General features: G+C 62.9%; 16 protein-coding genes. 1 reads left to right on the forward strand and 15 read right to left on the reverse strand.

Features of this window, described 5'->3' with window-relative positions:
• From FHS81_RS17155 to FHS81_RS17185, 7 genes are all read right to left on the reverse strand, one after another.
• A partial coding sequence (locus FHS81_RS17155) for a replication initiator protein A (RefSeq protein WP_183754804.1) occupies positions 1-1,111 on the reverse strand: 1,111 nt, incomplete at its 3' end.
• An 18-nt stretch (positions 1,112-1,129) separates the two neighbouring features.
• Entirely contained in the window at positions 1,130-1,402 is a 273-nt protein-coding gene (locus FHS81_RS17160) for a helix-turn-helix transcriptional regulator (protein WP_030540746.1), read from the reverse strand.
• A gap of 140 nt (positions 1,403-1,542) precedes the next feature.
• Positions 1,543-1,869 carry a DUF2285 domain-containing protein gene (locus FHS81_RS19080; RefSeq protein WP_199797745.1) on the reverse strand — a complete coding sequence of 109 codons (327 nt, stop codon included), beginning with the start codon at positions 1,867-1,869 and terminating at the stop codon, positions 1,543-1,545.
• 223 nt (positions 1,870-2,092) lie between these two features.
• Positions 2,093-2,317 carry a transcriptional regulator domain-containing protein gene (locus tag FHS81_RS17170; protein WP_183754805.1) on the reverse strand — a complete coding sequence of 75 codons (225 nt, stop codon included), beginning with the start codon at positions 2,315-2,317 and terminating at the stop codon, positions 2,093-2,095.
• Between the two features lie 117 nt (positions 2,318-2,434).
• On the reverse strand, positions 2,435-2,701 hold the full coding sequence (locus FHS81_RS17175) for a DNA -binding domain-containing protein (RefSeq protein WP_081856769.1): 267 nt from the start codon (positions 2,699-2,701) through the stop codon (positions 2,435-2,437).
• A gap of 102 nt (positions 2,702-2,803) precedes the next feature.
• On the reverse strand, positions 2,804-3,061 hold the full coding sequence (locus tag FHS81_RS17180) for a helix-turn-helix domain-containing protein (RefSeq protein ID WP_030540750.1): 258 nt from the start codon (positions 3,059-3,061) through the stop codon (positions 2,804-2,806).
• 193 nt (positions 3,062-3,254) lie between these two features.
• Entirely contained in the window at positions 3,255-3,581 is a 327-nt protein-coding gene (locus FHS81_RS17185) for a DUF736 domain-containing protein (RefSeq protein ID WP_030540751.1), read from the reverse strand.
• Between the two features lie 132 nt (positions 3,582-3,713).
• Here FHS81_RS17185 and FHS81_RS19085 point away from each other — a divergent pair, with 132 nt between their 5' ends.
• Positions 3,714-4,010, forward strand: coding sequence for a hypothetical protein (locus FHS81_RS19085; RefSeq protein ID WP_183754807.1), 297 nt, complete (start codon positions 3,714-3,716; stop codon positions 4,008-4,010).
• 136 nt (positions 4,011-4,146) lie between these two features.
• On the opposite strand, the gene FHS81_RS17195 is transcribed toward FHS81_RS19085, so the two are convergent.
• The 8 genes from FHS81_RS17195 to FHS81_RS17230 form a co-directional block, all read right to left on the reverse strand.
• Positions 4,147-4,587, reverse strand: a complete 441-nt coding sequence (locus FHS81_RS17195) for a hypothetical protein (RefSeq protein WP_030540752.1) — start codon at positions 4,585-4,587, stop codon at positions 4,147-4,149.
• Between the two features lie 152 nt (positions 4,588-4,739).
• Positions 4,740-5,666: a DUF2493 domain-containing protein gene (locus tag FHS81_RS17200; RefSeq protein WP_103023844.1), complete on the reverse strand. Its 927-nt coding sequence runs from the start codon at positions 5,664-5,666 to the stop codon at positions 4,740-4,742.
• Positions 5,667-5,974: 308 nt separating this feature from the next.
• Positions 5,975-7,012 (reverse strand): DUF7146 domain-containing protein, encoded by a 1,038-nt coding sequence (locus FHS81_RS17205; protein ID WP_030540754.1) that lies wholly within the window; start codon positions 7,010-7,012, stop codon positions 5,975-5,977.
• Complete coding sequence (locus FHS81_RS17210; RefSeq protein WP_030540755.1) at positions 7,012-11,334, reverse strand: strawberry notch family protein; 4,323 nt, start codon at positions 11,332-11,334, stop codon at positions 7,012-7,014. Before FHS81_RS17210 ends, FHS81_RS17205 begins: the two co-directional genes overlap by 1 nt.
• Positions 11,335-11,484: 150 nt before the next feature.
• Positions 11,485-12,129, reverse strand: a complete 645-nt coding sequence (locus FHS81_RS17215) for an antitoxin of toxin-antitoxin stability system (protein ID WP_103023845.1) — start codon at positions 12,127-12,129, stop codon at positions 11,485-11,487.
• Positions 12,122-12,538 (reverse strand): hypothetical protein, encoded by a 417-nt coding sequence (locus FHS81_RS17220; protein ID WP_030540757.1) that lies wholly within the window; start codon positions 12,536-12,538, stop codon positions 12,122-12,124. The genes FHS81_RS17215 and FHS81_RS17220 overlap by 8 nt, the downstream gene beginning before the upstream one ends.
• A 64-nt stretch (positions 12,539-12,602) precedes the next feature.
• A complete protein-coding gene (locus FHS81_RS17225) occupies positions 12,603-13,022 on the reverse strand; it encodes a DUF6915 family protein (RefSeq protein ID WP_030540758.1) in 420 nt (139 codons plus the stop codon).
• A gap of 11 nt (positions 13,023-13,033) precedes the next feature.
• Entirely contained in the window at positions 13,034-13,513 is a 480-nt protein-coding gene (locus FHS81_RS17230) for a DUF6878 family protein (protein WP_030540759.1), read from the reverse strand.
• Positions 13,514-13,526: the final 13 nt, after the last annotated feature.

Below are 13,526 nucleotides of genomic sequence, written 5' to 3' on the forward strand. Positions count from 1 at the left end.
CATGATCCGGCTCCCGGTCCGTGAATCCGGTTCGCGTTTCCTGGAACGAGTTCATGAAACCTCGCCCCGGTTCGCGAAACCTGGCACCCCGACAGGTTCTATCCACATCGCGCGCGCGCTCTTCAATGTTAGATTCTTGGTTAGATTCTAAGTTAAGGGCACGATTTCTTTTTTCTTTTTCATCGGTTACGGCCTGTTTGAGTTCCCGATGGCACGTGCGCGCGGTTCCCGATGGCACAAGGGTCGGGGTTCCTGATGGCACGACGCCATCCACAGCTTTTCCACAGGGTTTCCACGGCTCGAACGCGAGCAGGGTGCGGCCACTGACCTCGATCTCAAGGCAAAGCCAATATCCCGGAAGCGGCTGACGACGGATGATGTCGCGCAACTCGAAAGCAAAGCGCTTGAAGGGCGAGAGGCTTCCCGACTTCAGGTAGAGGTGACGCAGATCGAACCGCCAGCCTCGCCGCTGCTTGCCACCATGCTTTCGTACCAGACGATAGAGCCAGCGCTCCAGGCCGCCCGTCAGGTTGAAATAGGTCCGATCGATGGTGAGAACGAGCGCGTCGTCGAGGACTGCGCTGTAGAACCAGTCCGGCACGATCAGTTCAATGCCTGCCGACCTGCCGCGATGGTCGGTGCGTTCGCGCCATTCGTTGATCCAGGAGAAGCGATGGCGGCGGCCTTCCGCGGACTGCCGGATCGAGGTCGACACCGTTGTCGACTGGAGCCGATCAAGCCCGGCCTTCAGACGCTGATAGTCGCGCGCGCCGACACCACGCCGGATGAAGGTCAGTATTTCGTAGGGCGTGGCGGCCATCAGACGCGATGTTGGCAATCCTGCGTCGCGGGCCTCGACGATCTGGCTGGCCGCCCAGATCAGGATGTCGGCGTCCCAGATGGTGGCCATGCCATGGTCGGGTACGGCTTCGACACGGATCGCGACGCCGCCGGCGACAAAATCGATCGGGGCTGTCCGGTGAGATTTCGAGAGCGAGAAGAAGGGATAGGCCATGAGATCCTGTGCATCGCGAGGCGAGAAATCGCCCGGAAGCGCCCTGAACAGATCGAGCTGCCCACGTTCTGATGTTGAGCTTTTGCGCATCGGCATGAGGGAGCCGCCTCGCGGCTATCGCGCACGACGGGCAACGGGTGCGGTTGCCTGCCGCTTTGCCGGCTGCACCGCGCCACGCGGATCGGATGTGGACCTGACCGAGCCGCTATCGGCCCAGGCCGTCAGGTCATCGACGGCATAGACGACGCGCCCGCCGAGTTTCCGGTAGGCGGGGCCGGTGCCATAGGTGCGGTGCTTTTCCAGTGTGCGGGACGACAGGCTCAGGAATTCGGCGGCTTCCTTGGTGCGCAGGTAGCGTGGCGGAAGGGCGGCGAGATCGGGTCGCATGGATGGGGCCTCCGTGGGTGCGTTGAGGCCGCTGGCGAGCAACGGCTGACGCAGGCCACGATGGCGAAGGCGGGACGGCGAGTTGCAGTGGGAAGTAAGGGGGGCCTAAAACTCCACACCGGCTGCGAGGCTGGCGCGAATTATGATCGGCGACGATGCCGAAGAAGGCCGCGATAGCCACCGGCAATCATGGCCTCGGCCCCTTCCAGGAGGCTCATCACGGCATGCCGCTCCGAAGCCGCTTGCCATTCATCGCGGGTGAGTTTGCCGGTGTGGAAGATTACTTCGGCGATTTCCTTATGGGTGGCGCCGGTCTGCCGCCCATCGAAAGCCTGCAACATGCGCCGCGCACGCGCACGTTGCTGACCCGTCAACCGCGTGTCTGGCGGGACGGATCGGTGGTGAAGCGAAGCAAGCAGACGGACAATCGCCTTGACGCGATCGAATCCTTCTAGTCCGAGCGGCACGATGGCGACGAGCCCTATATCGACCGGGGCGTCATTCGGCAGAACGAGATGGAGATGATCGCCGCCGCCGAGCGGATGCAGGATGTGATGCGCTTCAGGCCCGACTCTCTCGTGCGCGTCGGACAGAGCAGTTGCCGCGATTGTGCCATGTGGCAGGATCGGGGGCGCCGGCGCGAGTATGACAGCGCCTGCGTCGTCTTCGGGAAGCCAGAAAACCGGAGTTTCAGTAGCGTTGAGGCTCGGTGGGGCGGCGAAATCGCAGCCCCCAGCGGAGGCTCGCTCGTTTAATCAAAGCCGGGGTGTGAGTTGCGGCATTTTGCAGAGCATCGAAGTCGCGCTGATAGTCCTGGTTGCGCCTCAACCACTCCCAGCCGACATCGGATGCGTTCAGATGGTCGGTGTAGTCATAATTCGACGGTGTTCGCCACCGGGATGTGTCGGGAGACATCCTGCCCTCCAGCCTTTTCGCGGTTCTGGTGTGTCGAGGCGAAGACGATTGCCGGCTCGGGCAAAAGGTGGAAGCCGCATTGCTTGCAATGGGTATTGCGGCCAGCGCATCACCAGATCAGTGGCTTTGTCCTTCACGAACAAGCTGGCGATAGCCATGGGTGGTCATCCAGCGGGCGCGGGCCAGGTGCCGGTCATGGACATGACGGGCACGTTCGGGGTCGCACTCGGGATCAAGGCCGAAGAGGACACTTACGGCTTCACGCCAGTCAGCACCGTCAGCTGCTGCATCCAACAGACGCATGTAGAGCTTCATATGCGCTCGATCGTAGTCGGTGAGCGCAAAGCTTTCCGGCGGCTCATCCAGAAAGTTGGAATCGGTCACGATGCCCCCTTTGGGATATCTCTATCCGCATAGAAGGAATTTATTAACCACGATGCGACCGAAATCCCAAGCCTGTTTTCAGGCGAGACCGGGACGTGAGCGCTAGAGTGGCGGTGGGGACCGTCGGTGTTTCTCATCGACCAGCAGCACTCCGATACCCTGGTCGGGGTTCAGGAAGATGATGCCGCTGCTCTCGAACGCCCTGCGAACCTGATCGCGCGTCGTCTCATACACGTCGAGTCTGCTTTCAGACTCGAGGCGTTTGAGCGCGGTCAGCGATATTCGGGCCTTGTCAGCGAGCGTCTCCTGAGTCCAACCAAGCAGCGCGCGTGCGGCCCGCGATTGTCGGGCGGTGATCATGCATGATCACCTCCCATTCGGACCAGCTCTCGCGCCAGAACTACGACTATAATAGTCGCTCCTCGTGGGTCTGGCCAGACAATTTGACAGGTTTACGGGTGGGATAGATTGAACTGCTGCCGACTGATTCGGTTGCCCTCAAGCGCTTTGCCCCGCCCGGATCGTCCGGGCGGGGCATCTTCGCGCGACGGGCTTACTCGCCATTGCGGCGATTGGGCCGGGACCAGATCAAAGCGTAGCTCTCGCCGTCTTCGTCGTCGAAGAGGTTGGCGTAGATCGGGGCGGTGAAGCTCGGATCGTCGAGCTTGAGGCCCAAATAGTCGCGGCCCTCGTTGGAGCGCTTGGACCAGGCGGCGCCGATCTCGGCGCGGCCGACCAGGACCCGATGGCTGGGGGCGTTCTCGCCGGTGGCACGCAGGTCGGGAACGATGCGCACGCCCTTGGCCTGGACGCTGAGGGTGACGATTTCGCCGGTGAATTCGTTCGAGCCGGTCTTCTTGAAGGTGCCGATGGTTGCCATTTTAAGTCTCCGTTTTCCGTTTCCGAGCCCGCACCATTGCGGCCTCGATGGCGATCGACCGGCCGGAGACGAACGCTGGCGCACCCCAAAGGGGCTGGACAGCACAGGAGAAACTTTCTTGTTCCGCGCGGAATGGCGGCTCTGCCGGCAGGGGAAGAAAGTTGTGACGACGCTGTTGCGCTAAAGCGGTCGAAGCGCATCGCGCTGTTCTTCGGCCAGATCAGGCCATTGAAGAGGCCGTTTGGAGCGGTCGAGACACGGGGGCTGAACGGAGACGGTGGCAACCTTGGGGCTCAACAGGATGACCAGACCGGCCGTACCGGCTCTTTTGTCACCGCGCGTCTCAGGCCATGCGCATCTCTCATTCCGGCCTATTCCAACCGGCGTCGCCCCATCGGTTTCTGGTCAGTCCACGAACGCTGGCGCTGACCGTCCTACGCTCCTATGGGGCGCGGCTGTGTCTCACGCTGATCCGATGCTTGCCCGCTATCTACCGCCATATTCCTGACGAAGATGGAAGATGATCCGTATCCGCTTCTGGTCGCGATCAACGGATCACTGTGGTTCAAGTGCGCACAAAGCCGCCGTCCGCTGGGCCGGTCGCGGCCATGCCCGCAACGCGCAGGAACGTTGTCACGCCCACCGCAACCGCTCCGATGACCGAGAAGATGAGTTGCCATGTCTCTGAGGGCATCATGTGCTTGACGATACCGAGGGTGGCGTAGAACCCGGCCATACCCGCCGGAGCGACAAAGGCCAGAGCGATCAGCAGTCGCGCCCAGATCGGGCGGACCAGCATGAGCAGGCCCTGACCGACTGCCAGTGTCAGACCGGCGGCGAGAAAACCAATGAGGATGCCGCCGAGCCAGCCAGCCCCCGTGCCATAGGCCCAGGTTCCTGCGTTTATGCCGATAAAGAACGGAAGAGCAAAGACGGCAAGGTTGAACAGCAGCCAGCACATGGTGCCGATGGCTGCGATGGAAACAAGGATTCCGAGGACGATCATGGTGGTGTCTCCGTGCAAAATGTTGGACGGTTGCGCCTTCCACCACCACCACGGCGCACCGCGACCTTTAGCATGAACATGTCTGTCTGTGCGACATGGAATGATCGGCGTGAGCTATCGCCATGCTCATGATGAAGCTGGGAAGGCAGCGCTCACGCGCTGCCTGTCCCGAAGCGATAGACCGGGATGCCCATCTTGCGGGCCTTATCGGCCAGGTTGTCCTGAATGCCCGTGCCGGGGAAGATGATGACCCCGATCGGCATAATGCCGAGCATCTGGTCGTTGCGTTTGAACGGTGCTGCCTTGGCATGTTTTGCCCAGTCGGGTTTGAAGGCGACCTGTGCGACCTTGCGGTTATTGGCCCATGTGGCCGCGATGCGTTCCGCGCCCTTGGGCGATCCGCCATGCATCAGCACCATGTCCGGGTGCTTGGCGTGGACCTGATCGAGCTTGGCCCAGATCGTCCGGTGATCGGTGGTGTCACCGCCCGAGAAGGCGATCTTCGGACCTGCGGGCAGCAGCACCTCGTTGTCGGCCCGGCGTTTTGCGGCGATGAAGTCGCGGCTGTCGATCATGGCCGAGGTCATCTTGCGATGGTTGACCCGTGAGCCGGAGCGTTGCGACCAGGGCGTTCCGGTGGTGCGCAGATAGATGTCCGCGGCGCTATCGCGGAAGGTTTCCATGCTGTCGCGGCGCTCGATCAGGCTTTGGCCCGCGCCGATCAGGGTTTCGAGCTGGACGGATTTGACCTCGCTGCCATCCTGTTCACGCTGAAGACGCTTCTGTGCCTGCTCGTTATCGTCGAGTTTCGTCTCGATCCATTCGACAGCGCGGTGGAAGGTGTTGACGGTGGACCAGAGGATCTCGTCGAGGTCGAAATCGAGGCTGGTGTCGGCCATGGTGGAAATCAGGGCATCGAAGATGTCGGAGACTGCGCCCTGGATGACGTGATCTTCGGGTGTGATCCGGGGATCGGCCTCGTCTTCGGAGGGGCGGTAGCCGTAGAGTTCGAGTTCTTCGATGGCATGGCCGGTCGGGGACGTGCTGTGATCGGGTTCGAAATCGTCGTGCGCGTACATGGGATGCTTCCGTCAGTTGGACCGCGACCGTCGCGGCCTTCATGGCGACGAAAGCCCACGGGCGCTCCGGTCTGGCAGCGCGAGCCTCTGGCGAGGGCCTTGATGGCAAAGCCCGGCTGATTTGTTTCGCGCTGTAAAGGCGGGCTTGCCCGCCGACGGAAATCAGTCGGGCGCCGCCATTGCCTGACCGGAGCGTTTGTGGGCCGATCGCCCTCTCGGAAGGCCAAGGCGCGGTCCTCTGCTGATGACAGGATGCAGCCAATGCGCATGAAAGGATCGGAACGCCCCGATCACGGCCCCCGTACCGGCTATGCTATCGAGGCCATGAAGCGGCTGACGTCCTCGGGAGCGATTTGCACCCGGATCTTTGCCCGAACGGCATCCAGCCCATGAGTTGCGAGATCTTCGTTGAAGTCCCCCATCATGGGCGAGAGCGTGATGGCCTCGATCCCGACCTCGTGCGCCCGGCCCACCAGGCTATCGCAGGCGCTGTCACCTGCCGGATCGTTATCGCGGACGATATAGAGCCTGCGCAGTTGTGGCGGGAACAGGATGGCAGCGAGGTGTCCGGCAGAGAGTGCGGAAACCATCGGCATGGTGGGCAGAGTCTGACGCAGCGACAGGATGGTTTCGATGCCTTCCCCCGCTGCCATGACATCCTGCGCATCACCGAAACGAACCGCATGCCCGAGCAGGTCGCCCATTGCCTTCCTCGGCGGATCGACAGGTGCCTTGCCGGAACCGTCCGGGGCCAACCATGTGCGGTGTGCGCCGGTAATCCTGCCATCGAGGCCGGTGACGGCGGCGATCATGGCGGGCCATGTCTCGGTCGGGCCATCGTCCTCAGGCCGCCAGTAGCAGTTGGGATGGAAGCGCAGATTTGCGGTTTGGCGTAAATCCGTAATGCCGCGTCCGCGTAAATACGCCTCTGCGGTACTGCCGATGAGCGGTTGCGTCATGCGCCAGAGGCGACGTGCCGCTTCGGACGATCCCGATGGTGCTGGCGTTCGAGACTGGCGGGATGACGGATCAGGGTCAGCATGCGGCAGGCTGAGGAAGCGCCGGGCCTCTTCGGCAACATCTGCGAAGTCGATCAGGCCGAGCGAGTCCCGGATCACGTCGAGCAGATCGCCATGTTCACCCGTGGCCGAGTCCTGCCATTTTCCGGCAATGCCTTTCACGCTGTCGTGCAACCGGACGAACATGGAGCGTCCAGCCGTGTTTCGGACATTGCCAACCTGCCAGTAATTGCCCTGTTTACGACCATTCGACAGATAGTGGCGGCACACCGCCTCGGCCTGTCGGCCGAGACGCTGGGCCAGTTCGGAAGCGTTGAGACGCGCCATTATGCGGCCTCCCGCTCACCGATGCGCTCAACCGGGAAGCGGTCAAGCAGTTTGCCGGTGATCTCCGGTCCCGTTGCATCGACGGGCACGAAGAAACGCAGCTTCCACGAGATGATCTCGCTGAAGAGGCCATAGGCCCGCAGCCGGTCGCGCATCGCGTCAGTAAAGCCGGTCAGTTCGATCCGGTTGGCGCCCATGACCCGGACGCGGCGCAGTTGCAGCCCCTCGGCGAGATCAAGGATCGTGCGACCTTCGATCAGCGCGGCATAGGCGGCATCCGGTGTCAGGCTGCTGGTGACGCCACTGGTCGAGGCATTGGCGGCCCATGCCGGCGAGACCCGGCGACCAATGATGCGTTCGCCCTCGTCGGTCTGGAGGCGATAGACGCGGGAGGATTCCTGCGGCAGGCGTTTCCAGATCGGCAGAAGCAGCCCTGTCACCATATGCAGGATGCTGTCGGTGAACTCCGGCACCTCGGCCAGTTCCGCAGTCCAGGCTGCGCTGAAGGCGACACGATCGGCCTCGATCCAGTGGGTTTCGCCCATCGCCCGCACCGGAATATTTATCGCCTCCATCGGCCGGATCAGCCGCACGCGCCGTTCGATCTCGCCATCATCCAGCATAACGCTGGTGGTCGGAATCTGCACGGCGGCACGTCCCGACCGCTCGTTGATGAGCAATCTTGCGCGGGGATCATCCAGTTCAGCCAGCGTGGCATCGAGCGTGACCGGCTGATTGCGTTTGCGCTCGGTGAGCGTCAGGAGCCGGGTTTCCGCCCCTGTGCCCGGATGGATGTGGATCACCTGCCGGTCGGTGACGATGAAGCTTTCCGCCTTCAGCGTTTCCAGCCCCATGTCATAGGTGCCGGATGCAATGGCCCCGTCGATCCGGGCCTGCAGAAGCTGCTCGAAGGCCGAGAACAGAATACCCTGCAATTCGATGGTCAGCGCCAGCAGACGGTTGAGGAAGGTGGTGATCGGCGGCAGGTCGTCCTTCACACCATTGCTGTCCATCAGCTTCAGGCCGGTGGCGGATTCAAACCGTTCGAGCGAGCATCCCTCGACCTTGCCGCGCACGATCAGCAGATAGAGCTGGCGAAGCGCGTCGCGGGCATAGCCGGATTCCAGATTGTCCTCGGGGCGGAACAGCCCTTGTCCGCCGGTCTGGCGCTGGCCGCGTGTGATCGCGCCCAGCGTGTCGAGGCGGCGGGCGATGGTCGAGAGGAAGCGCTTCTCGGCTTTGACATCCGTGGCAATCGGCCGGAACAGAGGCGGCTGCGCCTGATTGGTCCGGTTGGTGCGCCCCAGCCCCTGAATGGCGGCATCGGCCTTCCAGCCCGGTTCCAGCAGATAATGGACTCGCAGCCGCTGGTTTCGTGCCGAGAGTTCTGCGTGATAGCTGCGCCCGGTGCCACCGGCATCCGAGAAGACCAGAATGCGCTTGTGGTCATCCATGAAGGCCGAAGTCTCGGCAAGGTTGGCGGACGGCGCACGGTTCTCGACCGCAAGGCGTGCCGATGCTCCGTCGCTCTTGCGCACGATCCGGCGCGAGCGGCCCGTGACCTCGGCCACCACATCCGTGCCGAAACGCTGGACGATCTGGTCAAGCGCACCGGGTACAGGTGGAAGCGAACCCAGCTGCTCCAGCATCTCGTCGCGCCGCGCCACGGCTTCGCGGCATTCCACCGGCTGACCGTCGCGGAAGACGGGGCGTGACGACAGGTTGCCCTCGCCATCGCTGAAGGGTTCATAGAGCTGTACCGGGAAGGAATGCTGCAAATACGAGCCGACATACTCCCTCGGCGTGATATCGACGGAAATATCGTTCCATTCCTCGGTCGGGATCTCGGCCAGTCGCCGTTCCATCAGGGCTTCGCCGGTCGAGACAATCTGAATGACGGCGGCATGGCCTGCTTCAAGATCTGCCTCGATGGACCGGATCAGGGTCGGGGTTTTCATGGAGGTCAGCAGATGGCCGAAGAAGCGCTGCTTGGTGCTCTCGAAGGCGGAACGCGCGGCGGATTTGGCCTGCCGGTTTAGAGTGCCCTCGCTGCCGGTGATATTGGCCGCTTCCATCGCCGCGTCCAGGTTTCCATGGATCACGGCAAATGCGGCCGCGTAAGCATCGTAGATGCGGCGTTGCTCGCCGGTCAGCGGGTGCTCGACCAGTTCATATTCAACGCCATCATAGGAGAGCGACCGCGCGGTATAGAGACCAAGAGAGCGGAGATCGCGGGCCAGAACCTCCATCGCCGCTACGCCGCCGGCCTCGATCGCCTCGACGAATTCGGCGCGGGTCTGAAACGGGAAATCCTCGCCGCCCCAGAGGCCGAGCCGCTGCGCATAGGCGAGATTGTGGACGGTGGTGGCGCCCGTCGCCGACACATAGACCACGCGGGCATCCGGCAGAGCGTGCTGGAGCCGCAGGCCCGCGCGTCCTTGCTGCGAGGCGGCGACATCGCCGCGTTCTCCCTTACCGCCACCGGCATTCTGCATGGCATGGCTCTCGTCGAATATGATGACTCCATCGAAATCGGAGCCCAACCAATCGACGATCTGACGCACGCGCGAAACCTTTTCGCCCCGGTCATCGGAGCGCAGCGTGGCATAGGTGGTAAACAGGATGCCTTCCGTCAGCGTGATCGGCTTGCCCTGCGGGAAGCGCGACAGAGGTGTGACTAGCAGTCGCTCCATGCCGAGCGCCGACCAGTCGCGCTGAGCGTCCTCGATCAGCTTGTCGGATTTCGAAATCCAAACCGCCTTGCGCCGTCCGCGCAGCCAATTGTCGAGGATGATCCCGGCCGATTGGCGACCCTTGCCCGCGCCGGTCCCGTCGCCCAGCATGAAGCCTCGGCGAAAGCGGACAGCGCCGGCTGCATCCTCGAGTGCGGCGCTCACATTGTCGAAATGCTCATCCACCATCCAGGCGCCAGCGAGATGATCAGCATGGGCTTCTCCTGCATAGATCAGGGTCTCCAACTGCGCATCCGACAGGCGGGTACGGATGTCGGCGGGAAGCATGGGCCGGTAAGAAGGCTTGGGCGGCGCGATCGAGGCCATGGCGGCCGATTGCACCAGCTTGGTCGGATGTGGCTCGGCGAGGGGGATGCGCAGCGATTGCAGCGCATATTCCTCATAGATCGCGTCCGACAGCCGCGCGCCTTCCGGCGGCGCCCAGTCCACTGGCTCATAGGCGAGTTCCATGCCCTCGGGATCGTTGGCCGGAGCAGCAACGGGGCGGGAGGATGCGGCGCGGGCAAGATAACCGCGCACCGTCTTCGGAGCCTCGGCGGGCAATGCGATAGCGGCTTTCGGCAAGGAGACCGGCAGGCGTGGCGGAACCTGGCTCTCGATCCAGCCGATCAGCGTGGCGACGTCGGGCGCAATCCCAGGTGAGACCGGGAAGATGGCAGGGTCGTCGGCGGGCGCCTTGTCGATCACCGTCAACCGTGTGTCGATGCTGGTGCCGTGCTTGGCATAGACCGCCCCGCCGATGGCGGCGGTGAACACCACGCGGCCACGTGCCTGCAAGCGGATGAAGGCATCGCGCCAGGCCGGGGCCTCGGGATTGAAATTCGCGCCGGTAATCGTGACTAGCCGCCCGCCGGGGGCCAGCCGGGCGAGCGCGGAAGCGACATGCCGACATGCGGCATCCGCTACGCGTCCGGTGACGTTCGCCATGACCGAGAATGGCGGGTTCATCATCACGACGGACGGCACGGCATCCGGGGCCAGATGATCGTCGATCTGGGCGGCATCCAACCGGGTGACGGGAAAGGCCGGAAAGAGAGAAGAGAGAAGATCGGCGCGGATTTCGGCCAGTTCGTTGAGGATCAGCGAACCACCGAGGGTTTGTGCCAGGATGGCCACAAGACCAGTGCCCGTCGAGGGTTCGAGCACTATATCGTCCGGGGTGATCGATGCCGCGGTCAGCGCGGCGAGGCCGAGCGGCAAAGGCGTGCTGAATTGCTGGAAGCTCTGGCTTTCTTCGGAACGGCGGGTTTGCGTCGGCAGCAGGCCGGCGATCTTCGCCAGCGGATCGAGCCGGGAAAGCGGAGACGCGGCTTTACGGAAAAGCGCCTTTCCGTATTTTCGCAGGAACAGAACCGTGGCGACCTCGCAGGCTTCATACGCCAGTTTCCAGTCCCAGGCGCCGCTGGCGTCGGACGCACCGAAGGCGGTTTCCATCGCGCCGCGCAGGATCGCGACATCGACGCGCTGGCCGCGTTCGAGATAGGGAAGGATGAGATTGGCGGCGGCCAGGATGGAAGGCGCAGCCGCCAGCGGCGCGACCGGCTCGGCCGCGGGAGACGAAATGTTCATTACGGAAAACCTCAGGAGAGCGGGAACGGGAAAGCCCGGAGGGCGCTCTCTCTCGACCACCCGGACTCAACCCGTCCCGGCACCTCTCTGCCTCTTGAGATGATGACAGTGGAAAAGCGCCCCGCCGTGACGGCGGGGCGCTTATCAGGATCAGCCGAAGCGGCGTCCCGTGTCGGTGAAGGTGTAGTCATTGGCGATGATGGTCTCATCAACTGCTTCGTCTGAGGACAGATAGTCGTATTCGCGCTCAAGCTGGCGATAGAGCCAGCGGGCGAGGTCACGCAGCGCCTCAATGACGGTTTCCTCGGCGTCGTCCGTCATGTCCTGCCAGGCCGGGCTATCGCGCTCGACGGAGATCGCCATGCAATACTCATGATAGTAATGACCGCGATGGGTGGCTTCGGCGCGAAGCTGATAGAAGTTTCGGCGCTGGATCGTGTGAAAGGCATCGGCGATGCGGTGCAGTTCGGTGTCCTGCGGGGCATATTCCCTGATACGGCGCGGCGCGGCCTTTCGATAGGAATACCGCGTTTCAAAGCAAGCCCCGTCGCCCTGCGACCAGAATCCCCGAAACCAGATGCGGGGCTCCTGCCGTGTGCTGCCGCCCATGAGCCGGACGGGCCGTGTCTTGAGGTCCAGGCCCAAGATTTCCGCGATGCGCTGGAAATCTTCATAGACGGCATCGTACCATTCGTAGTCGAATCCGCCCTCGCGATACCAGGCGCGAGCCTTGTCCTTGGCCGCATCGGACAGCTCGTCGAGCCTGTAGACCGTGGTTTCGATGATCTCAGGCATGAGGGTCGCCTCCCTCCAGCACGATGGACAGCCAGCCATCGGTATAGATCCAGTCCACAGTCTCGCCGGTGGCGAGATCGAGGACATGGGCGCCGCCGCCGAACCCATCGACGCGGGGTTTGGAACAGGTGTTGGCGTATTGCATGCCCCATAATCCGGTCAGGCCGAACTCGGCCGCGCAGCGTTTGACGAACTGGATGACATGCTCGGGATCGCCCGTGCCGTCATCGCGCATCCAGAGATGCGAGCCCCCATGTTCGGGCTGGATCGAGAGCAGAAATCCGTCCGAAGGCGGATCTTCCGCGGCGTTATCATCCGAGAGCGCATTATAGAGGTCGAGCGCGCGGGCAGCGTTTTCGGGGGTGCCCACTTCAAGCAGGCAGGAGAAATGGGTGAAATAGTCGGCCATGTCAGGCTCCTGAAACGAAAGCGCCCGGCGCGAGGCCGGGCGGAATTGGGAGGAAAGGCGGCGGTCAGCGTGCCGATGGATCGGGAACCGGATGCGGCGAGCCGCCGGTGTTCGGTTCGGTCTCCGCGGTCGCGGCGAAGGGATCGACCAGCTTGTGTATCGGCTGGGCGCGGCCCATCCATGGCTGGGGACGGATCGCGCGCACCCAATCGGCGAAGCTAGGTATGAAGCCGAAATCCTCCAGCACATGCTGTTCGCCGATCAACCGCACGGGCACGACGCGGCCGGTCGAGATGGTGATGGTGGCGCCGAACGTCCGCTCCAGTTCGAATATGCCCTGGGCATGATGGCGGAGCGCCCTATGCCGGAAATCCGCGATGATCTCCTTGGACTCGTCGAACCATTGGTGCAGCGGCAGATAGTCTTCCGCCGCGCCACCCCATTTGCGCGCCGAGGACAGCGCGTGATGATAACAATGTCCCATCATCGCCTCCCTCAGAAACTGTGCATGTAGTTTTCGGAGGCGGTGTAACGCTCGTTGTAGTCGAGCGTGATCTCCCGCTTTGCGACGTCGAATATGACCTCACCATAGGCGCCGTCATTATTCTCCCAGCCGCCATGCGTTCGTTCGAGGACGTCATAGGCGAGATTCTCGACAGCCGTGGCGATGGTGACGGTCGAGCGCTCCGGCTCCGACTGGCCCCAGACGGTTTTGGCGAATGCGATCATGGCCCCCGGCATGGCGATGTTATCGTCGCCGGCCTTGACCTCGACGTCCTCGATCTGGCCGGAATCGCCATATCCGTCGAAGGTGACGATGATGGTGGTAACGCCGGTGAAGACCAGCGCATCGAACAATGTCGCCTTGTTGATGGCGAACAGATCGGCCTCGAGCCGGGATTGAAGGGCGGCCTGCGCTTCCCAGTCGGAGAACGGCGGGCGCGGTTCGGATGCGGTTTTGCTGTTGTCGGCCATATCAGGCTCCTGA

Source organism: Pseudochelatococcus contaminans (genome assembly GCF_014195635.1).
GTDB lineage: Bacteria > Pseudomonadota > Alphaproteobacteria > Rhizobiales > Beijerinckiaceae > Pseudochelatococcus > Pseudochelatococcus contaminans.